The sequence below is a fragment of the Halapricum salinum genome (genome assembly GCF_004799665.1).
Lineage (GTDB): Archaea > Halobacteriota > Halobacteria > Halobacteriales > Haloarculaceae > Halapricum > Halapricum salinum.
Genome location: NZ_CP031310.1, coordinates 1,040,865 through 1,061,568, shown reverse-complemented (window position 1 = coordinate 1,061,568; position 20,704 = coordinate 1,040,865). Strand labels below are relative to the sequence as shown.

The 20,704-nt window shown below is 65.3% G+C and carries 26 protein-coding genes; 9 read left to right on the top strand and 17 right to left on the bottom strand.

Features of this window, described 5'->3' with window-relative positions; all coding sequences use genetic code 11:
* Window position 1: 1 nt before the first annotated feature.
* The 3 genes from aglM to DV733_RS05260 are packed head-to-tail and all read left to right on the top strand — an operon-like array spanning window position 2 to window position 2,881.
* Window positions 2-1,306 (top strand): UDP-glucose 6-dehydrogenase AglM, encoded by a 1,305-nt coding sequence (aglM, locus tag DV733_RS05270; protein ID WP_049994141.1) that lies wholly within the window; start codon window positions 2-4, stop codon window positions 1,304-1,306.
* A 56-nt stretch (window positions 1,307-1,362) separates the two neighbouring features.
* Complete coding sequence (locus tag DV733_RS05265) at window positions 1,363-2,358, top strand: ornithine cyclodeaminase family protein (protein WP_049994140.1); 996 nt, start codon at window positions 1,363-1,365, stop codon at window positions 2,356-2,358.
* Between the two features lie 4 nt (window positions 2,359-2,362).
* Window positions 2,363-2,881 carry a hypothetical protein gene (locus DV733_RS05260; RefSeq protein WP_049994139.1) on the top strand — a complete coding sequence of 173 codons (519 nt, stop codon included), beginning with the start codon at window positions 2,363-2,365 and terminating at the stop codon, window positions 2,879-2,881.
* Here DV733_RS05260 and DV733_RS05255 read toward each other — a convergent pair.
* The 4 genes from DV733_RS05255 to DV733_RS05245 all read right to left on the bottom strand — a co-directional run bounded on the left by DV733_RS05255 (window position 2,840) and on the right by DV733_RS05245 (window position 5,416).
* Window positions 2,840-3,763, bottom strand: a complete 924-nt coding sequence (locus tag DV733_RS05255; protein ID WP_049994138.1) for a hypothetical protein — start codon at window positions 3,761-3,763, stop codon at window positions 2,840-2,842. The two genes, DV733_RS05260 and DV733_RS05255, sit on opposite strands and share 42 nt — an antisense overlap.
* 80 nt (window positions 3,764-3,843) lie before the next feature.
* On the bottom strand, window positions 3,844-4,326 hold the full coding sequence (locus DV733_RS05250; protein WP_049994137.1) for a cupin domain-containing protein: 483 nt from the start codon (window positions 4,324-4,326) through the stop codon (window positions 3,844-3,846).
* Window positions 4,327-4,363: 37 nt separating this feature from the next.
* Window positions 4,364-4,528 (bottom strand): DUF6757 family protein, encoded by a 165-nt coding sequence (locus DV733_RS17250; protein ID WP_170178685.1) that lies wholly within the window; start codon window positions 4,526-4,528, stop codon window positions 4,364-4,366.
* Window positions 4,529-4,624: 96 nt separating this feature from the next.
* Complete coding sequence (locus DV733_RS05245; protein WP_049994135.1) at window positions 4,625-5,416, bottom strand: PHP domain-containing protein; 792 nt, start codon at window positions 5,414-5,416, stop codon at window positions 4,625-4,627.
* 131 nt (window positions 5,417-5,547) lie between these two features.
* Here DV733_RS05245 and DV733_RS05240 point away from each other — a divergent pair, with 131 nt between their 5' ends.
* Complete coding sequence (locus DV733_RS05240; protein WP_049994134.1) at window positions 5,548-5,832, top strand: DUF5789 family protein; 285 nt, start codon at window positions 5,548-5,550, stop codon at window positions 5,830-5,832.
* Here DV733_RS05240 and DV733_RS05235 read toward each other — a convergent pair whose 3' ends face one another.
* From DV733_RS05235 to DV733_RS05220, 4 genes are all read right to left on the bottom strand, one after another.
* On the bottom strand, window positions 5,833-6,237 hold the full coding sequence (locus DV733_RS05235) for a hypothetical protein (RefSeq protein WP_049994133.1): 405 nt from the start codon (window positions 6,235-6,237) through the stop codon (window positions 5,833-5,835). It abuts the gene before it with no gap.
* 1 nt (window position 6,238) lies between these two features.
* Window positions 6,239-6,925, bottom strand: coding sequence for an RAD55 family ATPase (locus DV733_RS05230; protein ID WP_049994132.1), 687 nt, complete (start codon window positions 6,923-6,925; stop codon window positions 6,239-6,241).
* Window positions 6,926-7,000: 75 nt separating this feature from the next.
* Complete coding sequence (locus DV733_RS05225; RefSeq protein ID WP_049994131.1) at window positions 7,001-7,705, bottom strand: Nmad3 family putative nucleotide modification protein; 705 nt, start codon at window positions 7,703-7,705, stop codon at window positions 7,001-7,003.
* A gap of 34 nt (window positions 7,706-7,739) precedes the next feature.
* Entirely contained in the window at window positions 7,740-8,012 is a 273-nt protein-coding gene (locus tag DV733_RS05220; protein WP_049994130.1) for a DUF7577 domain-containing protein, read from the bottom strand.
* Between the two features lie 107 nt (window positions 8,013-8,119).
* On the opposite strand from DV733_RS05220, the gene DV733_RS05215 reads away from it, so the two are divergent.
* Entirely contained in the window at window positions 8,120-8,428 is a 309-nt protein-coding gene (locus DV733_RS05215; protein ID WP_049994129.1) for a 30S ribosomal protein S24e, read from the top strand.
* A 1-nt stretch (window position 8,429) separates the two neighbouring features.
* Window positions 8,430-8,564, top strand: coding sequence for a 30S ribosomal protein S27ae (locus tag DV733_RS05210; protein WP_049994128.1), 135 nt, complete (start codon window positions 8,430-8,432; stop codon window positions 8,562-8,564).
* Window positions 8,565-8,606: 42 nt separating this feature from the next.
* On the opposite strand, the gene DV733_RS17615 is transcribed toward DV733_RS05210, so the two are convergent.
* The 6 genes from DV733_RS17615 to DV733_RS05185 form a co-directional block, all read right to left on the bottom strand.
* On the bottom strand, window positions 8,607-8,729 hold the full coding sequence (locus DV733_RS17615) for a hypothetical protein (protein WP_257217574.1): 123 nt from the start codon (window positions 8,727-8,729) through the stop codon (window positions 8,607-8,609).
* 85 nt (window positions 8,730-8,814) lie between these two features.
* The gene (locus DV733_RS05205; RefSeq protein ID WP_049994127.1) at window positions 8,815-9,258 is read right to left on the bottom strand and encodes a TIGR00725 family protein; all 444 of its coding nucleotides are present in this window, start codon (window positions 9,256-9,258) and stop codon (window positions 8,815-8,817) included.
* A 50-nt stretch (window positions 9,259-9,308) separates the two neighbouring features.
* On the bottom strand, window positions 9,309-10,676 hold the full coding sequence (gene phaC / locus DV733_RS05200; RefSeq protein WP_049994126.1) for a class III poly(R)-hydroxyalkanoic acid synthase subunit PhaC: 1,368 nt from the start codon (window positions 10,674-10,676) through the stop codon (window positions 9,309-9,311).
* A gap of 7 nt (window positions 10,677-10,683) precedes the next feature.
* Entirely contained in the window at window positions 10,684-11,229 is a 546-nt protein-coding gene (locus DV733_RS05195) for a poly(R)-hydroxyalkanoic acid synthase subunit PhaE (protein WP_049994125.1), read from the bottom strand.
* 39 nt (window positions 11,230-11,268) lie between these two features.
* A complete protein-coding gene (locus DV733_RS05190) occupies window positions 11,269-11,829 on the bottom strand; it encodes a hypothetical protein (RefSeq protein WP_049994124.1) in 561 nt (186 codons plus the stop codon).
* Window positions 11,822-12,136 carry an AbrB/MazE/SpoVT family DNA-binding domain-containing protein gene (locus DV733_RS05185; protein WP_049994123.1) on the bottom strand — a complete coding sequence of 105 codons (315 nt, stop codon included), beginning with the start codon at window positions 12,134-12,136 and terminating at the stop codon, window positions 11,822-11,824. The genes DV733_RS05190 and DV733_RS05185 overlap by 8 nt, the downstream gene beginning before the upstream one ends.
* A 230-nt stretch (window positions 12,137-12,366) precedes the next feature.
* On the opposite strand from DV733_RS05185, the gene DV733_RS05180 reads away from it, so the two are divergent.
* On the top strand, window positions 12,367-12,960 hold the full coding sequence (locus tag DV733_RS05180) for a MaoC family dehydratase (protein ID WP_049994122.1): 594 nt from the start codon (window positions 12,367-12,369) through the stop codon (window positions 12,958-12,960).
* A 50-nt stretch (window positions 12,961-13,010) separates the two neighbouring features.
* Here DV733_RS05180 and DV733_RS05175 read toward each other — a convergent pair whose 3' ends face one another.
* Both DV733_RS05175 and DV733_RS05170 read right to left on the bottom strand, forming a co-directional pair.
* Entirely contained in the window at window positions 13,011-13,655 is a 645-nt protein-coding gene (locus tag DV733_RS05175) for a non-canonical purine NTP pyrophosphatase (RefSeq protein WP_049994121.1), read from the bottom strand.
* Between the two features lie 60 nt (window positions 13,656-13,715).
* Window positions 13,716-14,000 carry a DUF5808 domain-containing protein gene (locus DV733_RS05170; protein WP_049994120.1) on the bottom strand — a complete coding sequence of 95 codons (285 nt, stop codon included), beginning with the start codon at window positions 13,998-14,000 and terminating at the stop codon, window positions 13,716-13,718.
* 86 nt (window positions 14,001-14,086) lie between these two features.
* Between DV733_RS05170 and DV733_RS05165 the strand changes: the two genes are divergently transcribed.
* On the top strand, window positions 14,087-17,317 hold the full coding sequence (locus DV733_RS05165) for a glycoside hydrolase family 97 catalytic domain-containing protein (RefSeq protein WP_049994119.1): 3,231 nt from the start codon (window positions 14,087-14,089) through the stop codon (window positions 17,315-17,317).
* A 45-nt stretch (window positions 17,318-17,362) separates the two neighbouring features.
* Here DV733_RS05165 and DV733_RS05160 read toward each other — a convergent pair whose 3' ends face one another.
* Window positions 17,363-19,018: a bifunctional N(6)-L-threonylcarbamoyladenine synthase/serine/threonine protein kinase gene (locus DV733_RS05160; protein ID WP_049994118.1), complete on the bottom strand. Its 1,656-nt coding sequence runs from the start codon at window positions 19,016-19,018 to the stop codon at window positions 17,363-17,365.
* Window positions 19,019-19,687: 669 nt separating this feature from the next.
* On the opposite strand from DV733_RS05160, the gene DV733_RS05155 reads away from it, so the two are divergent.
* Window positions 19,688-20,698 carry an AAA family ATPase gene (locus DV733_RS05155; RefSeq protein ID WP_049994117.1) on the top strand — a complete coding sequence of 337 codons (1,011 nt, stop codon included), beginning with the start codon at window positions 19,688-19,690 and terminating at the stop codon, window positions 20,696-20,698.
* Window positions 20,699-20,704 lie beyond the last annotated feature (6 nt).

Below are 20,704 nucleotides of genomic sequence, written 5' to 3'. Positions count from 1 at the left end.
CATGCAAATTAGCGTCATCGGGAGCGGCTACGTCGGGACGACACTCGCTGCAGTGCTGGCCGACGCCGGCCACGACCTCGTGAACGTCGACCTCGACGAGGAGATCGTTTCCCAGATCAACGACGGCGTCGCGCCGATCTTCGAGCCTGGACTGGACGAACTCGTCGCCGAACACGCCGGCACGCAGTTGCGAGCCACGACCGACTACGACGACATCGCCGACACCGACGTGACCTTCCTCGCCTTGCCCACGCCGACCGACGACGAGGGCAAGATCGACCTCGCGGCGATGCGCGCCGGCTCGCGATCCGTGGGCGAGATCCTCGCCGAGAAGGACGGCGACCACCTCGTCGTCGTCAAGTCGACAGTCGTCCCGACCACGACCGAGGAGGTCGTCGTCCCGGCCGTCGAGGAGGCGTCGGGCAAGACCGCTGGGGAGGGCTTCGACGTCGCGATGAACCCCGAATTCCTCCGGGAAGGAACCGCAGTCTACGACTGCCAGGAGCCGGACAAGATCGTCCTCGGCGTACAAGATGGGGCTGCCGGTGAGCGCGCGCTGGACACCCTCCACGAGGTCTACGAGCCGATCCTGGCCGACCACGACGCGTCCGTCGTCGAGACCGGCCTCCGGGAAGCGGAGATGATCAAATATGCCAACAACGCCTTCCTGGCGGCGAAGATCAGCCTCATCAACGAGTTAGGAAACATCTGCAAGGAGTACGGCGTCGACGCCTACGAGGTCGCCGACGCCATCGGGCTCGACCACCGGATCGGCCCGCACTTCCTCCGTTCTGGAGTTGGCTGGGGCGGATCGTGTTTTCCAAAGGACGTCGCCGCCATCATCCACGCCGCCCGCGAGAAGGGCTACGCCCCCGAACTCCTGGAGGCCGCCGTCGCCGTCAACGAGCGCCAGCCCCAGCGCTTGCTCGGCCTGCTCGATACACACACTGACGTCGCGGGCAAGCGCGTCGCAGTGCTCGGGTTAGCGTTCAAGCCCGGTACCGACGACATCCGCGAATCGCGAGCCATCCCCGTCATCGAGGGCCTCATCGAGCGGGGAGCCGACGTGGTGGGCTACGACCCCGTCGCGACCGAGAACATGCGCGAGCACTTCCCCGACATCGAGTACGCCGATTCGGCGGCTGCGGCGCTGGAGGGTGCCCACGCCGCGCTCGTCACGACCGACTGGGACGAGTTCGAGGCTCTCGACGGCGAGTTCGACGCGATGGCCGATCCCGTCGTGATCGACGGCCGCCGTGTGATCGAGCGCCGCGATGGGCTCACCTACGAAGGAATCACGTGGTAGCTGTTCGAGCGTAACTCGACCCTATTTATAAGTCGCTTCCAGAACGACCCACGACCATGCAGACGCGCTTGCTCTCGGCCGCGGACGTCACCGAGCACACGACGACAGCCGACGTAGTCGACGCCGTCGAAGAGGCCTTCGGGGCCTACGCTCGCGGGGACGTCCAGATGCCCGCCAAGTCCTACATCGACCTGCCCCGGTACAACGGCGACTTCCGGTCGATGCCCGCCTACATGGACGCGGGCGAGTGGGACGCCGCCGCGGTCAAGTGGGTCAACGTCCACCCCGACAACGAGGACCGCTTCGAGTTGCCGACGGTGATGGGCGTCATCGTCTACTCGGACCCGCGCAACGCCTTCCCCCTCGCCCTTCTGGACGGGACGACGATCACCCGGCTGCGGACGGGCGCGGCCGCTGCGGTCGCGACGCGCCATCTCGCGCCCGAAGACGCGTCCTCGCTGGGGCTCGTCGGTGCGGGGACGCAAGCATACGCCCAGCTCGAGGCGATCGCCACAGTACGAGACATCGACGAGGTCGTCGTCACCGACGTCGATCCAGAGGCAGTCGCGGACTTCGTCGACGTCTTCGAGAACGCCTACGACGTCCGAGGCGGATCGATCGAGGAAGCTGCCACCTGCGATATCGTCTCGACGCTGACGCCGGTCGAGGAGCCAATCGTCCACGACGTCGGGCCGAACACGCACGTCAACGCGATGGGCGCGGACGCCAAGGGGAAACACGAGATCGCCGATTCGGTCCTCGAAGACGCCGCGATCGTGATCGACGACTACGAGCAGTGCACCCACTCCGGGGAGATCAACGTCCCCTGGAGCGAGGGCCGACTGGACGACGAAGACATCTACGCCGAGTTGGGCGACATCGTCACCGACACCGTCTCGGGGCGGGGCGAACCCGGCGGCCCGGAGGGCGTGACGGTCTTCGATTCGACGGGGTTGGCGATCCAGGACGTCGCGGCCTCTCATGTCGCCTACGAGCAGGCCGAGGCCGTCGACGCCGGCACACTGTTCTCGCTGGTCGGGACCGAAATTTGAACCGATGGCCGAATCGATCCTGTGGACGCTCGTCTTCTTCGTCTACGTGCTCACGGTGGGGCTGTCGCCAGTGCTAGCGCTGGCGATCGTCCTCCTCTCACGGCGGCGCTCGACCACGGCCGCGCTCGGGTCGATCGTCGGCGCAGTGGCCGGGATCGTCACTTTGGGCGCGACCGCCGGATTCGCGCTACTGTCATGGCGGGCAGGGATCGTCCTCTTTCTCGCCGGGCAGGGAGCCCTTCTGGGACTGGCAGTGATCCCGGTGCTCGTCGGCCGCGGGGTCGTCAGATGGCGAACCGGGATCGAGCGCGAGGACGCCCTCCGTGTCGCGGTGACGGCCTGGCCGGTCGCGCTCGCCGGCAGTTTCGCGTTGTTCGTCGCGCCCGGCGGCTTCGCACGATATAACATCACCTTTCTTTCCGGTGCAGCGGCCGTCCTCGCGTGGCTGGCGTGGGGCGTCGTCGTCCTCGTCGGCCCGGGGCTACTCGGCACCCTGGGCGTCCGATTCCGTCGCCGGCTGTGAGTCGCCGCCGAACAGCGGTCGGAAGACCCACACCGCAAAGGCGGAGAACGCGAGGGCAGCCACCGAGAGGACGACGACCTGTGCGACGGCGGCGTTGGGGTCGTCGTTGGCCAGCATGACCAGCCCCATCGTCGCGACGGAGATGGGGACGAGGACGAACCAGCCGGCGACGCCGTAGGCCGCCCGGCGAGCCCACCCGGCTTCGCGAAGGAGGCCCCAGGCGACGAGGATCGTGGCGGGCACGACGACGCCGAGATCGAGGAAGACAATCGACCAGAACATCGTCGGGTCGGCGGCGGCCTCCGCTGAGAGGGGACTGGCGTCGAGGAATCCCGCGAACGTCGGGACGTACTGGAACGTAGTGAACGCGGCCAGCGCGACCAGCCCGATGGCGGTCCGGCGCGCACATCGCGCGGTGCAGGCTGGGAGCGACACGTCGGCAGTCCGCCGCCAGGCCACCGCGAGCACGAGCCAGCTACAGACGAAGATTCCGAGGTGGAAGACCACGGCCGGCTGGTAAGTCAGATAGGTCGGGCCGAGCACATATTGAACGAACATGTAGGCGGCGTAGGCGGCCGGCGGGATCGCCAGGAACGGGGCCGCGCGGTGACCCCGAGAGAGGAGGGTCGCGGCCACGAGCGCCCAGGGCGCGACCACGAAGAGCGTGACGACCTCCAGGCCGAGCGTCTGGTTGACCATCGTCTCGGAGAAGGGGTAGGCGATCGCGTCGGCGAACAGGGGACCGAGCAGCGTGTTGAGGGCGAGCGCGCCCGCCAGCACGACGAGTCCGGCGGCGAGCCAGCGGTCGATCCGGGCGGTCCCGGCCGTGCCGTACGCCGGGGGCTGTGCCTCAGTTTCGTCGCTCTGCAGGGTGGTAGTCATCGCTCCCTAGACGCGTCCGGAGCCGAAGAATACCGGTTGTTCTTCTCACACGACGGGAACCGGATGGAGAGATTCCCCAGTCAGTCGAATCGATCAGTCTCGGCCCCGCACTCGACACATCTCGTGACCAGGGCGTCTCGGTCGTCGGCCATCTCGATGGTCGCCTCGGTGCGCTCGCCGCAGTCGGGACACTCCCGCGTGACGGTCGTCTCGCCGGTCTCCTGCGGTGCGCCCAGCGCCAGTGCGACCACGCGCTCGTCACCCTCGTTGACGCCACGCTGCCACTCGCCTGGCCCGAAGCGAACCGCCTCGCCGGACTTGACCGTGACGCGGTCGGGGTCGGCCTCGGGCGGGCCGGTCTCGAAGATGGCGGTGCCCTCCTGAATATAGAAGATTTCCTCCTGATTCTCGTGGCGGTGGCGACCGAAGGCGAAACTCTCGCCCGGCGCGAGTTCGTAGTAGTTGATCGCCAGGTCACTCGCACCGAGCGCGTCGGTCAGCGGGCGCTTGACGTCGGCCGGACCCATGTACGAGTCGACGTCGTCGATCGCGATGCGTTCCATAGACCGCAGTCCGCAGGCCAGCGAGAAAAGGGTCGGGTCACTCAGTCCGGTCGATGTCCAGGTCCTCGTCGATGCCCTGGAGCCACTCCGAGTCCGCGAGGTCCTCCATCTGCTCGCGGAAGTGCTCCTTGCAGACGCCGACCTTGATCCCGTCTTTCTCGACCGCGATGTCGGCGTCGCGGTCGCAGTAGTGACACTTCATATAGCGGGGTACAACGCGAACCACATTGAACCCTGCGTTGTCGTCAGCCGCGTGTCCGACGCGATCGATCATCCGTGAGTCGGACGGCGGGACGGTTCATCCACGAGTCGAACGCGGCAGGCGCTCGCGGATCGGTTCGTAGGCCTCGCTGCCCAGTCCCGCGATCCCGAGCTGGTCATCGTGAGCGTCGCTGCCGCCCGTCGCCAGCAGGTCGTGGCGCTCGATCGCCCGCTCGACCGGCGCCGGGTCGACCTCGCGGCCGTAGGGATAGTATCGCTCGACGGCGTCGAGATCCGCCGTGAGCGCGAGCGCGTGCTCGGTGTCGCCGTACCGCAGCGGATGGGCCAGCCCGACGAACGCGCAGGCCTCCGCGAGCAGGCCCCGTCCGGTTTCGAAGTCCGGGATCTCTCGGGCAACGTAGCAGGGGCCGTCGCTGCCGATGAGCGTGTCGAAAGCCTGCTGGTAGGTGAGGTCGGCGTCGCTGTCGTCGATAGCCCGAGCGATGTGGGGCCGGCCGACCCCGGGGTGGAGGTCGAGATCGAGGTCGACCCCGAGGCTATCCTCGACACGCTCGACGATGGCTCGCGCGCGCTCGACGCGATTTTCCTGAATGCGTGCACACTCGGATTCGAGAGCGGCCGTCGGTTTGAGGCCGTACCCCAGCAGGTCGACTTTCTGCTGGCCTGCGTCGACGCGCAACTCGATCCCGTGGATCAGCGTCACCCCCTCGCGCTCGACGACGGGTGCGTCGAGTGCGGGCTGGATCCGGTCGTGGTCGGTGAGCGCGACGATATCGACACCTGCCTCCCGGGCGGCTGCCGGCACGTCCGCGAGTTCGAGTCGCCCGTCCGAGACCGTCGTGTGCACGTGCAGATCCGCCAGAACCATACCATCGCTTCCCGCGCCAGCGCCAAGCGAGTTCCGACTGCCGCGAACCTTATACACATAGCCATTCTTTCCACAAACTCGTATGATTAATAGTGAAGGTTTATCATCGACCACCATCTTTCTCTATTTCCATGCGACTCACAGACGCAACAGAGCAGTTCGAGACACACAGCTATCCGGCGACGACCGAGGAGTTGATCGAGGCCTTCGGCGAGACGGAACTCACGCTGGCCAATGGGACCGAGACCCTGGGCGAGATTCTGGGTCGGCTGCCCGGCGAGACCTTCGAGTCGGCCGAAGACGCGAACACGGCCGCCTACAGCGTGGTCTCGAGCAAGGGAATCGGCCGCAAGCACTACAGCGACCGGGACCCGATCGCACCGGGTGAGAACGGCCCCGACCCGGTGTCGCTGTAGTTACTTTTCGAGAAAGTCCGGTCGCGAGACCCGATCGCGACTGTCAGTTTTCGGCCGGTCGAGAATCTTCGCCTTGTCCAGCGCTGCGGGGAGTCTGTTCTGCCCGCCAGTAGGAACGTCGTCTTTCTCGACGGTGACTTTCTCGCCCTCGACGAGTTCCGACCAGACCGCGGCTTCGTCGTCGTCGCTCTCGTACTGCTTCTTTTTCGCTTTGTTCTTGCCCTCCTCGAACGCCAGTTCGACGATACTTCGGTTGTAGGAGGTATCCATCGACTGGACAATCCGGTCGTACTCCTCTGCGTGGTCGTGGCCGAGCGACGCTGCGACACCGATGGCGAACGCGCGACTCATCGCCTCGTCACGGTCGAGCGAATCCCAGTCGGTGTCGTAGGTCTGCTCGTACATGCTACCCCTGGAGTTTCGTGTCCGGATCGACCGTCAAGCCGCGGTCACTGAACGATATGTGACGGATGTCACAGTCGATTGCCGTCCCGCGCATCTTGATGACCTGAATCCCGCGGGTCATCCCGCCCGACTCCAGATAGTTGTGGAAGAAGATGACCCCGTGTGCGAGGTAGTGTTCGTCCGAATACGCCGTGGGATCGGTCATCTCCGAGATGAGCAGGATCGTCGCGTCGGTCTGCTTGAGGGCGGAGAGAAAGCCCGTGATCTCCTGGTTCGCGTCCGAGAAGAAGTGCTGCAAGAGCATCGTGGAGTCGATCACGGCCCGATCGATATCGTTCGAATCGAGGAAAGCCACGAGGCGATTCGTCAGCCCACCTTCATGACCGAACTGTGTGATGGTGCGCTTGCCGCTCTCGGTCACGAGATTCAGGAATTGAACGGCGTCGGACTGCATGGCCTTGTCGAAGCCGAAGTCGAAGCCGGCCATGTCCTGCATCAGTTCCTCTTTCGTCTCGTGCATCGTCACGTACAGGCAGTTCTCGCCTTGCTTTGCGCCCTGGGTGATAAATTGCGAGGAGAAGGTCGTCTTCCCGCTGCCAGGTGGGCCGCTGACGACGTAGAGCCGCCGTGGCAACAGCCCCCCCTGGACGAGTTCGTCGAACCCCGGAACGCCGCTCGAAACGCGCATATCCACAAAGAGGGTCGCCGCCAGTCATAGATGTTTCCTCACCGTTCTCAGGGCTGATAACTCTCGTGGGGACGATCACCGGGACGGCGTCCATTCCTCACGCCGAGCGTCCAGCAGTCGCTCGGTTCCCCCTGTCTCGTACCGGAGGACGCGACGCCACCACGGTCCCTTCCCGGAATCACTGGAATACTCGGTCACCAGTCGGTTCGCGCTCGTGCCGGCCTCGGGCGTACTCAGCGGGATCGCCCGATCGTACAGCGCCGACTCGTCGGGCTCGCCTTCGATCAGGACCGCTGCGTCGGGCTGGTCGCGCTTCTGGTGGGCGTTGTTCGCGAAGACCGCTCGCTCGTCCTCGCCGAGTGCGTCACTACTCGTGGGCTCGCGAGCCAGCCGGAAGTGCCCGATCACGAACGCGCCCCACGTCGGCGGGAGCCAGTTGGCCGCCTCTTCGACTGTGAGCGTCGCGTAGAAGAAGAGATAGTCGCCGGGTTCGAGCGTCGAGAGCGGGCCGGCCTTCACGCCGTGTTCGTCGCCGTAGGTGTAGCGCTCACAACCGGGATAGCCAGCGAACTCCGGGTCGAGATGTACAGGCGTCTCGTGGACATGCTCGGGAACGTCGAAATCCAACTGCGGATCGAGATCGCCGTAGGTCGGCACGGACTCGCGGGTCGGTTTCGACTCCGGGATCGGGAGATACGTGAAGCGCCCGTCCCCAGTAACCGGCCCGCGAAAACCGGGCTCGTTGGTGTTCGCGCCGACGTTGATGGCGATCGCGCGCATACCCGTCGCTGGTGTCCGGCGTACTTATCTGCTGTCACTGCAGCCGTTCGGCACACTCCCGGCAGAACGTGTAGGATGACTCGCCATCGTTGAGAGTCCCGCAGTGGCGACAGCGAACACCCTCCTGATCGTCGGCCTCGACGGCCGACTGGGCGGGCCGCTGTGGCGCTGACTCGCCCTCGCCGTAGTCCGGGGCGGCCTGTTCGACCGTGGGCCCGCTCCCGCGCTGGAGGTACCGATAGAGCAGCAACTGGAACGCGACGAACGCGAGCACGTACAGCAGGACCCACAGCCAGGCCGCGGCCATATTGTGGTATACGTTGGCACGAAACTTGGGTTTTGGGGCGAGACGGGGCTGTCGGCGGCTTCGAAATCCTTTTAGGCGTTTCGAGGGGTAGATATGGGCAACGAACCATGGAAGTCGATATTATCGAGCAAGACGAGAATCCAATGTTGCACCGGACGGACGTCCGCTTCGAGGTCGTCCACGACGAAGCGACGCCGTCGCGGCTCTCTGTCCGAGATTCGCTGGCCGCGAAACTGAACAAAGACTCCGCGGAAGTCGTCGTCCACAAGCTGGACACGAAGTTCGGCATGCGCAAGACCGTCGGCTACGCGAAGGTCTACGACAGTCCCGAGGCCGCCCTGGACGTCGAGCAGGAGCACATGCTCGAACGCAACAAGATCACCGCCGACGGCGACAGCGAGGCCGAGGAGGCATAAGATGCCCCGACACGAACTCTACAACGACGACGGCACCAGCGACCGCGAACAGTGTCCCCGCTGTGGCGACTCGTTCCTCGCCGACCACGGCGACCGCCTGCACTGTGGAAAGTGCGGCTATACCGAGTGGGAATAGCGACGCCGTCGCTTTCGACAGCTTCGTTCTCGCCGTTGCGCCTCAGTATCGAGCGGGAGAGAAGACGCTTCGGTAGTAGTTCTTGACTCGCTCGAGTAGCGAAGGATCGCCGTCTTCCTCCTCGTCGTCCTCGGTGGAGACGGCTTCGTTGCGATCGACGACCATACCGGTGGTTCGGCCGCCCGGGCCTTATCGGTGGCGTCTGTAGGCAGATCCGAAGAACCACACAATTACCAGTCGCCACCAGGCGCTAATCCCGCGCGCTCTCGACGTAGTCGACGGCCTCCTGAGGCGTCGCGACGCTCTCGACGCCCTCGATCTCGTAGCTATCCAGCCCCGCGACAGGAATCCCGCGGTCGAGCGAGAGGGCAATCTCCGAGAGCGTGCCCGTCGAGCCGTCGACTGCGATGGCGGCGTCACCGTTCAGCGCCACGAGCGCGTTCCGGGCGTTTCCGAGCCCTGTGGCGATGGCCGTCTCGACGTACTCGTTGGCCTGGCTCCGGTGCTCGCCCGGGAGGATACCGATGGTGTGCGCCCCCGTCTCCTGGCCGCCGCGACAGACTGCTTCCATCACCCCTGTGCGGCCGCCACAGACGATCTCGTGGCCGCGCTCGCCTAGCAGCCGCCCGACCTCGCGGGCGGTGGCGTAGTGCTCGTTGGTGACGCTCGAACTCCCGATGACGGAAACACGCATAGCCGTGGCTCCGGGACGCGGTGACAAAAGAATGAGTGACGCGAGTGGTCCTATTGGACCTGCTCGAACCAGTCTTCGACGCGGCTGCGAGAGGCCTGCGAGACCTCGACGACGTGGTCGACGTCGCTCTCGTAGAGATCCTCGGTGGTCTCGATGCCGGCCTCGTGGAGGCGCTCGGCGTAGGTCGGGCCGATGCCGGCGACGCTCTCGACGTCGGCGGCTTCCGCGATGTCTTCGGCTTCTTCGGCCTCGACGGCCTCGTCGGTGGACGCGTCGAGGTCGGGTTCGTCGGGTTCGACGTGGTCGGGACCGCCCTCGTTGCGTGCGGCGTACCAGTCACAGACCTCGGGCCAGACGTTCTCGTGGGACGAGGAGGAGACCGACAGGCCGATGTGGCCGGTCGAGTACTCGATCGTCCGGACGTCCTCGCTCGGGACGACCTCGTTGAACGGTTTGGAGGCGCCCGGCGGGATGAGGTGGTCGTACTCGCCGATGATCTGGAGGATCGGCATCTCCAGCTTCCCGAGGTCGACGTGTTTCCCGTCGAGTTCGAGTTCGTTCTTGTAGAGCTTGTTCTCCTGGTAGATGTCTTCGAGGAACTGCTCGTAGGCGGCACCGGCGACGTCGACGCCGTCACCGAGCCACTTCTCCATCCGGGCGAAGTTCTCGACGAAGCCCTCGTTCTCGAGGTTGTCGTACAGCCGGATGTACTTGGAGACGTAGTTGTTGACGGGGTCCATCAGCGCGAAGCCGACGTCGAGCATCTCCGATGGGACGTTCCCGTAGGTCTCGGTCAGTAGTTCGGGATCGTAGTGTTCCTGGTCGCCCCAGATTTCGAGCATCCCGCCGGTCTGGTCGAAGCAGAGACCGGCGGCCATCAGGCCGAGCGCGTTGACCTTCTCGGGGTGGAGTGCGGCGTACATCGTCGACATGGTGCCGCCCATGCAGTACCCGAGGATGTTGATCGAATCCTGGCCGGAGCGCTCGGCGACCTCGTTCACGCAGTTCTCGATGTAGCGGTTGACGTAGTCGTCGAGCGTGAGGTGCTGATCGAGTCGGGTCGGCTCGTTCCAGTCGATGAGGTAGACGTCGTGGCCGGCTTCGAGCAGGCGTCGGACCACGGAGCGGGAGGGCTGCAGGTCGAGGATGTACGGCCGGTTGATCAGCGCGTAGATGATCAGGATCGGCACGGGCTCTTTCTCGTCGTCGGGAACCTCGATACCGGCGTCCTCGGGCTTGTAGTGCAGCAGTTCGAGCTTGTTCTCGGTGTAGACGACCTCGCTGGGCGTCTCGCCGACCTCGACGCTCTCGAGGGTCTCCATGCGGTCGTCGAGGACCTGACTCTTCTCGCTGGCGCCCGTCATCGCTTCCAGGCCCTGGCGTTGCATGTCCAGGGCCGCACTGAGCGGATTCATCATGGCGAGATCACTCCTCGAGGGCGTCGAGGACGCGGTCGAGCTTCTGTTCGACTGCCTGCTGGCGGCGCTCGAGTTCGACGAGGCGCTCGCCGACCTCGTCCATGTCGTCGCGAGTCGGGAAGCCGAGCTGGGAGATCGTGTCCTGGCCGATCTCGTCGGCCTCCTGGCGCATCTCCAGCATGGACTCGACGAGCTGGCCGTTCGCGGCGGCAAAGGCGGACGTACCCATCACTTCTTTGAAGGCCTCGTTGGCCGACTGCAGCCAGATGTCGCGGAACTCGCTGGGTTCGACGTCCTCGCCCTGGGCGGCGTCGGTGGATCGCTCGAACATCCGCTCGGCGGCGTCCATCCAGACCTCGTAGGCCTTGTTGTAGCCCTGCATTCCCTCCGCGAGGACGTCCTCTTCGGGGACCGAATCCTCGACGGCGTCGGCCCACGACTCCATGAAGGCCGCCTGGGCCTGCATGTTCTGCTCGACGGAGTCCGCGACCGCGTCGTTCATCTGTTCGACCATTCGACTCCACTCCTCTTGTACGTCGTTTGTATCGCTCATGGGTGTATCTCGTGCGTGCGCAAAGAAAAAACGGCGGTTTTACGCTTCGACGTCGACGGCCTCGGCGGCCTGCTCCTGAACGTCACGGACCTGCTCTTGAACCTCTTCGACCTGTTCCTGAAGGTTCTCGAACTGGTCTGCGAGCTGTTCGACGGCCTCGACGGACTGGCCTTCGAGGTCTTCGTGGGCCTCGACCAGCAGTTCGACCTGCTCGTCCAGGGCGGCGACGTAGTCCTCCGAAAGCTCGTCGTAGGCGTCGAGGCCTTCGGCGAACTCGCTCTCGACGGTGTCGAACGCCTCCTCGTGGTTCTCCAGCAGGAACGCGACCTGCTCGTCGACGGTGGCGCGAAGCTCCTCGACGGAACTATCGACACCGGGGACGGCGGCCTCGACGGCGTCGAGGTAGCTGTGGAACATCGTCTGGGTTAGCTCGACGCCACGGCGCTGGGCCGACTCCTGGCTGTCGAGGCTGTCGAGCATCGCCTGGTTGACGTTCTGCTGGAACGCCAGGCTCTGCTTGAAGGCCTGCTGGCTCTGTTCGATCGTGCGGCGCTGCATTTCGAAAGCGGTCGTTACGGGCGTGGTGTATGCGTCACTCATTTGTATCATCTCGGTTACGTTTGACGGGGAGTACGACGGCCTGGACGATGTCGCCTTCCTCGATGTCGAGGGCTTCGCGCTCGGCGTCGGGGATGCTGATACGCCCCCCGCTCTGGACGCGTGTCTTGAACGTCGCCAACTGGCGCATCGCGCCCAGACTACTCATGTCCATCCCACTCGCGGAGCCGCTGAACAGCTGCTGCATCATCTGTTGCTGCTGTTCGACGGCCTGCTCGCCGGCTTCCTGCATTTCTTTCCACATCGCAGGCGGCCACATCATGTCCATCGCGTCGTTGCTCTCCGTCATCTCGTACCTACAGATACTCCCGCCAAACAGATAAAGATTGCGTTGAATACCATCTGCTACCATTCAGTACCAAAAGAAACCATCCAGTCGCAAACTGGGCCACAGAGCCGAGCGGTCTGGGGCCGCCGAGGCGGCACGCAGACCGCGCACGTGGGATATTTTCACGGCTGTTGTACCTGAACGGCCCACAGGGGCATGATTTATTAGCGGTGGTCCCAAACGCCATTGCAATGAGTTCGGAACCTCACGATCTTTTGAACACCTGGACAGAAACCTCCTCACACGTCGTAAACAGCATGATGGAGGCCAACCGGGCCGCCTTCGCTGCGTTCGGCGTCGGCGCTCGCAGCGACGACCCTGCCAGCGGACCCGAGATCGAAGCCGAAGAGGACCTGCCGACCTGGCACGTCACGGTCGACGCCGAGGATCACCTCAGCGTCGGTGACGGTGTCGAGTTCTCGAAGACGATCTCGGACGCCGACGTCCGCCGGTTCGCCCTCTCCAGCGGCGACACCAACCCCCTCCATCTGGACGAGGAGTTCGCCGAACAGACACGGTTCAAGGGCCGGATCGCCCACGGGACACTCGTCGGCGGCCTCATCAGCGCCGCGCTCGCGCGCCTGCCCGGCCTCACGATCTACCTCTCTCAGGACCTCGAATTCCACGCCCCAGTCCGGATCGGCGACCGCGTCACCGCCGAGTGTGAGATCGTCGAGGACCTCGGTCACAACCAGTATCGGCTGACGACGACCGTCACCGACGGCGAAGAAGCCGTCATCGACGGCGAGGCCGTCGTCCTCATCGACGAGCGACCTGACGAGTAGTTTCCTTCGACGGTATCGGAATACTACGTGATTGGTTTCCTTCGAGAGAATCAGGACTGCTCGTACCACTCGGCAAAGCGTGCGAGGGCGCGGCCGCGGTGGGAGACGGCGTTTTTCTGTTCGGTGTCCATCTCGGCGAAGGTCTGGCCGCCGTGTTCGAAGATGGGATCGTAGCCGAACCCACCGTCGCCCCGCGGCGCGACGATCTCGCCGGGGACGACCCCCTCGAAGAACTTGACCGAGAGGTCGTCCGCATCGACCTGGTCGTCAGTGGTCGCGCTCGATCGCTCGGCGGCAGCCTGATCCGGGCCGCGTCGCTCGCCACGGTCGACCGGTTCGGGCGTTGCTTCGAACTCCCCGCCGTCGCAGTAGGCGACGACCGCCCGGAACGCTGCGCTGTGGTCGGCTTCGGGTTCGACGAGTCGCCAGAGCCGTTCGACGCCGACGGTATCCTCGACGTACGCCGAATAGGGTCCCGGGAACCCGTCGAGCGACTCGACGAACAGCCCCGAGTCGTCGACGATGACCGGTTCGCCAACCTCTCGGTAGGCCTCGCGCGCCCCGCGGGCAGCAATCTCTCGCAGGTCCTGACTCTGGATCTCCGTGTAGTCGAACTCGAACTGCTCGACCTCGGCGTCGAGCAGGGACTGGACCTCGTGGACTTTCCCGGCGTTGCCCGTGACGAAATGCAGCATGCCTGCTCGATGGGAGGGCGCTCAAAAAGACACGTCGATATCCGGATCGGGACGAAACAGCTAGTCGACGATGACTTCGACGGGCTCGTCGGATTCGTCTTCGAGCTCCTCGGACTCGCTGTCCTCGGACTTGCCGCGTTCCTGGTAGAGCAGGGCGCCGGCGGCCGCGAGCACGATCCACGAGCGCCAGTTGGCCAGGTTGAGCGTGTAGCCGATCCCGAAGGGCTTCTTGACGAGCATGCCCTCACCGGGCTGCCAGTACGAGGACAGCAGGCGGCGCAGACTCGGTCGCTCGAAGTTGTACGGCACGCCGAAGATCTCTCCAGACTGTGGTTTGTCTGCCATGCGCGATGATAGGTCGGCCTCTACTAAGTCGTTTGTCCTCCAGCACTTCGACAGGCTATTGGGACCGGCCCGATAGATTTCGCTCCATGTGCGCACGCGAGGCGGAGCGATCACCACTTCGTCGGCGGACCTTTCTCGGAGCGCTCGCGGCTGCCGGCGGGGCGACGCTACTCCCGACTGCGATGGCGACCGCCCCCGAGGAGATCGGCCAGCAGATCTCCCACCCCGACCCGATTACGTCCGGCCCGACTGCGACGACCCAGACCATACAGTCACCCGGCGGAACGCTCTCAGTGACGCTCGACGCGGACGACGGTGCGCTGTCCTATCGAGTCGAGCGCGCGGGCGAACCCGTCATCGAGGACTCCGAACTCGGCCTGGAATTCGCCGACGGATCGACCTTCGGGACCGACGCCACCGTCCTCGGCTCGGCGACCGATAGCGTCGACCGGACCTGGGAGCCGCCGTGGGGACGCTACAGCGAGATCCGCGAACGCTACCGCGAACTGGCCGTCACCGTCGAGGACGAGCGAACGGTAACGGTCACGATTCGCGTCTTCGAAGAGGGCGTCGGCTTGCGGTACACGATCCACGGCGAGGACGACTTCGAGATCGTCGACGAGCGGACGACGTTCGCGGTGGCGGGCGACGGCGACGCGGCGTGGTACAACGACGACCCGAACAAGTACGAACAGCGGATCAGAGAGACAGCGATCAGCGACGTCGGCGGCGCGAACACGCCGATCACGATGGCCCTCGACGACGGCCCCGCACTGTCGATCCACGAGGCCGACCTCACAGACTACGCGGCGATGCGACTCGCCGCTGTCGGCGGGACGACCTTCGAGTCCACTCTCGTCACCTGGCCTGACGGGGTGACCAAAGTCCGGGGAACGGCCCCGCACGTCTCGCCGTGGCGCACTGTCGAGGTGGGCGACGGCGTCGGCGACCTGATCGAGTCGAATCTCGTGGTCAATCTCGCCCAGGAATCGAAAATCGAGGATCCGAGCTGGGTCGAGCCGGGCAAGTACATGGGCATCTGGTGGGAGCTACACATCGGCGAGTCGACCTGGCATCCCGGCGACCGCGTGGGTGCGACGACCGAGAACGCCAAACAGTATATCGACTTCTGTGCCGCCCACGATATCCCGAACCTGCTGGCGGAGGGCTGGAACGTCGGCTGGGACCCCGGCGGACTCGCGGGCTTCGACGACCAGGACTTTACCAGGCCGACCGAGCACTTCGACCTGCAGGAGATTCTGGACTACGGCGGCTCGCGCGGCGTCAGCTTCGTCGCGCACAACGAGACCGGCGCACAGGCCGCTCGCTACGACGAGAATATGGCCGACATCTTCGCCCAGTACAACGAGTGGGGGATTCCGGCGGTCAAGAACGGCTACGTCAATCCGCCGTTCCACAACGGGCAGAAACAGCAATCGCAGTGGGCCGTCAAGCATTACCGGCGGATGGTGGCCACTGCGGCCCAAAACGAGGTGATGATCAACGCACACGAGCCGATCAAACCAACCGGCGAGCGCCGGACCTGGCCCAACTTCATGACCCGCGAGGGCGTCCAGGGAATGGAGTATCAGAACTTTACTGGTGGGCTGCCGGCCAATCACAGCGTCCTGGTCGCCCAGACCCGGATGCTCGCCGGGCCGGTCGACTACACGCCCGGAATCTTCGACCTGACCGACGACGGGAGCAACGTCAACAGCACGCGCGCCCGCCAGCTCAGCCACTATCCCGTCCTCTTCTCGGGCTTGCAGATGGTCGCCGACCTCCCGAAGAACTACCGCGACGACGACGGCGAGGTCTACCCCGAGTTCGAATTCATCGCGGACGTGCCCGCAAGCTGGGACGAGACCCGGGTCGTCGACACCGAACTCGGCTCGTACGTCTCGATCGCCCGCAAGCGAGAGGGCGTCTGGTACGTCGGCACCCAGTCCGGGGAGTCCCGATCACTCGATCTCGCGCTCGACTTTCTGGACGACGAGGCCTACGTTGCCGAAATCTACGCCGACGCACCCGAGACGAGCCTCGGGAGCAACCCAGAAGCGGTCGCAGTCGAGGAGCGCACCGTCTCCGGCGGCGAGACGATCACGGTCGAGCTGGCACGCGGGGGCGGCCACGCGATGCGGCTCGTCCCCGCCGAGGGCGACGTGCCCTACTGCCCGTCGCTGTCGGTCGACGCACCGCAGCGGGCAGACGTCGGCACGACCACGATCTCGGGAACGACCGACGCCGACTCCGTCAGGGTCGAAGTCGGTGACTCGGTCTTCGAACCCGCTGTCGAAGACGGACAGTTCAGCGCCGCGGTCCCGATCACCGCGGGCGAGAACTCGATCACCGTCTCAGTGCCCAAACGGAACGCCGACGAGCGCTGTCGCGAGACGGCCGTGATCCAGGGCGTCGACCGCCTCGCCGACTGGTCTGACTCGACGGGCGACGACCACGGGCCGGGCAGCTACACCTACCCTGGAAATCACGTATTCACTGCGGGGTCGTTCGACCTGACGCGCGTCACAATCGATCGCGTCGGCGCGAGCTACGAGATCGGCGTCTCGATCGGTGGAACGCTCGAAAATCCCTGGCAGTTCGAGGGAGGGTTCAGCACACAGTTCCTCCAGGTGTACGTCCGCGACCCTGCACGATCCGGCGGGACCACGGACGCGAGAGCCGGTGTCGACGCGGCCTTCGAGGCACCGTATCACCGTCGCATCCTCGCGAACGGCGAACACGGGGTGACCGTCGAGGCTCCCGACGGTGAGGAGATCGCGACCGGAAGCACCCGCGTCGACACCGAGACGATCGTCCTCACAGTTCCCGCCGACGCGGTCGGGCCCCTCTCGACGAGCGCGCTTGCCGTCCTCGTGCTGGGCTACGACGGCCACACCGAGAGCAACGTCCGCCCCGTCGAAAGCGAGGCCAGCACCTGGCGCTTCGGTGGCGCTGGCAGCGAGGACGCGCCGAACGTCATCGATCTGATGACGCCCGACGGGACGAGCAACGCCGAGGCGCTCGCCCACACTGACGACCAGCCCGCGACGATCCCCTATCGCACTGTCGGGGACGCGACGGTCGAGGACGGCCCGATCGTCGGCACTAATGCGCCGCAGGATATCGACGGCGATGGCCACTTCGAAGACATTGACGGCGACGGGAAGGCGACGATCTCGGATGTCTTCACCTACTTCGAACGTCGTGACGGCGACCGTATCCGTTCGGCTCCGCCGCAGTTCGACTTCGACGGTGACGGACAGAGCGGGACTGCCGGCGACGTCTTCGCGCTCTACCGAGAGCTATTCGACTTCTGAGGCACCTGTCGACGGTGGTCTCCGATACCTGTCGCGCCTTCTGGGCTACTGATACCGGCCGCGCCCCTCGATCTCGGCGAGGCTGTCGAGGACGGACTCGGGATCGGCGCTGGCGCGTTCATAACTCTCGCGAGCGGCCGCGATCAGCGACTCGGGATCGTCGGCAGTCCCGGTCAGCGACTGGTCGAAGACGTGCAAGTCCATCGCGTAGTCCTCGGGATCGTCGGTGAAGTAGCCCAGCCCGAAGTCGATGAGATAGGTCCTGTCACCGTCGACGCGCACATTTCGAGTCGTCGGATCGCCGTGGACGAACCCGGCGTCGTGGATCGTCGCGAGGTGACCGGCCACGTCCCGGACGGACGCCTCGGTGAGTCGGTCGCGCAGGTCGGCCTCGCCTACTTTCTCGAAGACCAGCATGCCCTCATCGGGGTCGACGTCCCGGAGGACGGGCGTCGGAACGCCAGCGCGCCGGGCCTGACTGGTGAGTCGGGCCTCCAGTCGAGTCCGTGTCCGGCGGAGTCGCGCGTCGAGGATCTCGTGGCGATACTCGCGTGGGAGGCGTCGCTTCGTGACGATGCCGTCCTCGAAGGTGACCGTCGCTTCCGCGCCCTGGAGAGCGTCGCCGGCCCGGACGTTGTCGCCCGTTGCCGTCCACGCCTCTCGCTCGCGCCAGGTGACCGGGACCTGATCGGGCCGGAAGTTCGAATCGATCTGTGACTCCGCGATCGGGAGGGTGTCGCCCGCGTCGTACATCTTCGCGCCGAGGACGGCGATCATGCCGGCGTTGTCCCGCAGAAATCGCGGCTCGGGCGCGTAGAATTCGGCCCCGCGCTGGGCACACATCGATTCGAGCATCCCCCGCAGGCGGGCGTTCTGAGCGACTCCGCCCCCGAGGACGAGCTGGCCGCTACCAGTGAGTGAGAGGGCACGCTCGCTGACCTCCGTAAGCATCGCGAAGATGTGCTCCTGCAGGGCGAAACAGACGTCTTCGACTGGCTCGTCATCGTCCACCGCTTGCTTGGCGGCGCTCATGATCCCCGAAAACGAGAAGTCCATCCCCTTGACGACGTACGGCAGATCGAGAAAGTCTCCTTCTTTGGCTCGCTGCTCGACTTTGGGGCCGCCGGGATGGGACCAGCCGAGATGGCGGGTGAACTTGTCGATGGCGTTGCCGACGCCGGTGTCCATCGTCTCGCCGAGCACGCGATAGCGGCCGTTCCGGAAGCCGAGAATGTGGGCATTGGCTCCGGAGGCGTTGAGGCACACGGGCGATTCGAACCCCGAGCGGTGGCGGCCGATCTCCAGGTGAGCGACCATGTGGTTGACGCCGACGAGTGGGACGTCGAATCGCTGGGCCGTCGCTCTCGCTGCGGTGGCGACGATTCGCAGGCACGGCCCGAGGCCGGGGCCGCGGGAGAATGCGACTGCATCGACGGGATTCTGCGTCTGCTCGTCGTGTTCGGCTGCCCATGTTTCGGCCGTCTCGCGAGCCTGTGCGACGACTTTGGGGATCGCCTCGTGCATGTGCTCGGCGGCTTCGCGGGGGTGGATGCCGCCGCTGTCGGGCGCGTAGGCGTCGGTGAAAATGTCGACTCGTTCGTCGTCGGTTCGTTCGGTGGGGTCGGTCGTCTCGAAGACCGCAGCCGAGGCTGCCCAGGCGGTGCCTTCGATCGCGAGGACGCGAAGTCGGCTGCAGGTCACGTTGGATCGTGGTCTGTCGCGGCCGGAAAAGACCACTTCGATATGGGATTTCTGTTTTCGTCGGCTCGTTACGTGATCGATCTCGACTCGCTGGCTAGGAGACAGAGACAGCACTGCCACCAAGCAGGGAACGCCCTCGACTCGCTGGCTAGGCTACAACATCGCTGACAGCAACTCGGGAAAGCCCTCGACTCGCTCGGGGTCGCTGTGCAGGATATCTTCGTTCGTTTCACTCACTCCACGGGTCGCTTCGCTCCCCGTTCCGTATCGAGGGCTCCCTCCGGTCGCCCTCGCATCCTTCAGATAAAGCCTGCACAGCGACGCTCCTCACTCCGTTCGGCCCAAGCGAGTCTCGCCCTTTCAATCCGCCAGGACAGCACCGCACCCGCACAGCAGGCCTGCCCTTCCCCGGGTCGTCGGTCACGACTGTCGTCGTGACACTCGCTCTCGGCCACGGCGGGACGGTCAGGAAGCGTGTCGCTCGTCGGATGACGAGCGACCGGGGAGGAGTGGTGGAATATCACGAGCGCGCTCCGTCGCGCTCGCAACGCTGTCCTCTTGGCGGATGAAAGGGCGAACCTCGCTCGCGCTTTCGAGGAGTAGGCGAGGGCAGTAGCTACGAGTCCTAGCTCGCAGGATTCATCACACCCGATCACCTACGAGGAATCGATGGACGGGCCGCTGTGGACGGAGACGCACGCGCCGGCGATCGAGGACCTGCCCCAGTCGACGGTTCGTGAGCGACTGGAACGCGCTCGCGAGGAGCCGATGAACCTCTTCGTCCACGGTCCAAAGGGTAGCGGCAAGACCGCCGCTGTCCGCGCACTCGCCGAATCGGTCCACGACGACCCCGAGAACGACTTCATCGAACTCAACGTCGCGGACTTCTTCGACCGCTCGAAGACCGAGATCAAAAACGACCCCCGCTTTCGATCCTTCCTCCAGGGCAAGAGCGACCTCACCAAGCGGGAGATGATCAACTACGTCCTCAAAGAATCCGCGAGCTACACTCCGATGTCGGGGTCGTACAAGACGATCCTGCTGGACAACGCCGAGTCCATGCGCGAGGACTTCCAGCAGGCCCTCCGCCGGGTGATGGAACAGTACTACGAGGCCACGCAGTTCGTCGTCGCGACGCGCCAGCCCACCTCGATCATCGCACCGATCCGCTCGCGGTGTTTCCCGGTCCCAGTCCGTGCGCCCACGCACGAGGAACTCGTCTCCGTCCTCGAACGGATCGTCGAGGCCGAAGGCGTCGCTCACGACGCGGAGGGGCTGGAGTACGTCGCGGGCTACGCCGACGGCGACATCCGGACGGCGATCCTGAGCGCCCAGACCACGGCCGAGGCCGAGGGCGAGATCACGATGAACACGGCCTACGAGGTGCTGGGCGACATCGAGGCCGACGACGACGTCGAGGCGATGCTCGACGCCGCCGAGGACGGGCGGTTCAACGACGCGCGCTCGACGCTCGACGATCTCCTGGTCGACGAGGGCTACAGCGGCGCGGAGTTGATGGAAGCGATCCTCCGGGCGTCGCGCTCGCGATACACTGGCCCGCAACTGGCCAGAGTCCACCGGCTGGCGGGCGAGATCGATTTCGATCTGGTCGAGGGGACGAACGAGCGCCTGCACCTCTCGCACTTCCTGGCGGCGATTCCGGCCGAGACGCGCGCCTGAGTGGGT

Bases quoted from the DNA above. Each gene is read 5' to 3' on its own strand.
- aglM (WP_049994141.1), top strand. From the start codon at position 2: ATGCAAATTAGCGTCATCGGGAGCGGCTACGTCGGGACGACACTCGCT.
- DV733_RS05265 (WP_049994140.1), top strand. From the start codon at position 1,363: ATGCAGACGCGCTTGCTCTCGGCCGCGGACGTCACCGAGCACACGACG.
- DV733_RS05260 (WP_049994139.1), top strand. From the start codon at position 2,363: ATGGCCGAATCGATCCTGTGGACGCTCGTCTTCTTCGTCTACGTGCTC.
- DV733_RS05255 (WP_049994138.1), bottom strand. From the start codon at position 3,763: ATGACTACCACCCTGCAGAGCGACGAAACTGAGGCACAGCCCCCGGCG.
- DV733_RS05250 (WP_049994137.1), bottom strand. From the start codon at position 4,326: ATGGAACGCATCGCGATCGACGACGTCGACTCGTACATGGGTCCGGCC.
- DV733_RS17250 (WP_170178685.1), bottom strand. From the start codon at position 4,528: ATGAAGTGTCACTACTGCGACCGCGACGCCGACATCGCGGTCGAGAAA.
- DV733_RS05245 (WP_049994135.1), bottom strand. From the start codon at position 5,416: ATGGTTCTGGCGGATCTGCACGTGCACACGACGGTCTCGGACGGGCGA.
- DV733_RS05240 (WP_049994134.1), top strand. From the start codon at position 5,548: ATGCGACTCACAGACGCAACAGAGCAGTTCGAGACACACAGCTATCCG.
- DV733_RS05235 (WP_049994133.1), bottom strand. From the start codon at position 6,237: ATGTACGAGCAGACCTACGACACCGACTGGGATTCGCTCGACCGTGAC.
- DV733_RS05230 (WP_049994132.1), bottom strand. From the start codon at position 6,925: ATGCGCGTTTCGAGCGGCGTTCCGGGGTTCGACGAACTCGTCCAGGGG.
- DV733_RS05225 (WP_049994131.1), bottom strand. From the start codon at position 7,705: ATGCGCGCGATCGCCATCAACGTCGGCGCGAACACCAACGAGCCCGGT.
- DV733_RS05220 (WP_049994130.1), bottom strand. From the start codon at position 8,012: ATGGCCGCGGCCTGGCTGTGGGTCCTGCTGTACGTGCTCGCGTTCGTC.
- DV733_RS05215 (WP_049994129.1), top strand. From the start codon at position 8,120: ATGGAAGTCGATATTATCGAGCAAGACGAGAATCCAATGTTGCACCGG.
- DV733_RS05210 (WP_049994128.1), top strand. From the start codon at position 8,430: ATGCCCCGACACGAACTCTACAACGACGACGGCACCAGCGACCGCGAA.
- DV733_RS17615 (WP_257217574.1), bottom strand. From the start codon at position 8,729: ATGGTCGTCGATCGCAACGAAGCCGTCTCCACCGAGGACGACGAGGAG.
- DV733_RS05205 (WP_049994127.1), bottom strand. From the start codon at position 9,258: ATGCGTGTTTCCGTCATCGGGAGTTCGAGCGTCACCAACGAGCACTAC.
- phaC (WP_049994126.1), bottom strand. From the start codon at position 10,676: ATGATGAATCCGCTCAGTGCGGCCCTGGACATGCAACGCCAGGGCCTG.
- DV733_RS05195 (WP_049994125.1), bottom strand. From the start codon at position 11,229: ATGAGCGATACAAACGACGTACAAGAGGAGTGGAGTCGAATGGTCGAA.
- DV733_RS05190 (WP_049994124.1), bottom strand. From the start codon at position 11,829: ATGAGTGACGCATACACCACGCCCGTAACGACCGCTTTCGAAATGCAG.
- DV733_RS05185 (WP_049994123.1), bottom strand. From the start codon at position 12,136: ATGACGGAGAGCAACGACGCGATGGACATGATGTGGCCGCCTGCGATG.
- DV733_RS05180 (WP_049994122.1), top strand. From the start codon at position 12,367: ATGAGTTCGGAACCTCACGATCTTTTGAACACCTGGACAGAAACCTCC.
- DV733_RS05175 (WP_049994121.1), bottom strand. From the start codon at position 13,655: ATGCTGCATTTCGTCACGGGCAACGCCGGGAAAGTCCACGAGGTCCAG.
- DV733_RS05170 (WP_049994120.1), bottom strand. From the start codon at position 14,000: ATGGCAGACAAACCACAGTCTGGAGAGATCTTCGGCGTGCCGTACAAC.
- DV733_RS05165 (WP_049994119.1), top strand. From the start codon at position 14,087: ATGTGCGCACGCGAGGCGGAGCGATCACCACTTCGTCGGCGGACCTTT.
- DV733_RS05155 (WP_049994117.1), top strand. From the start codon at position 19,688: ATGGACGGGCCGCTGTGGACGGAGACGCACGCGCCGGCGATCGAGGAC.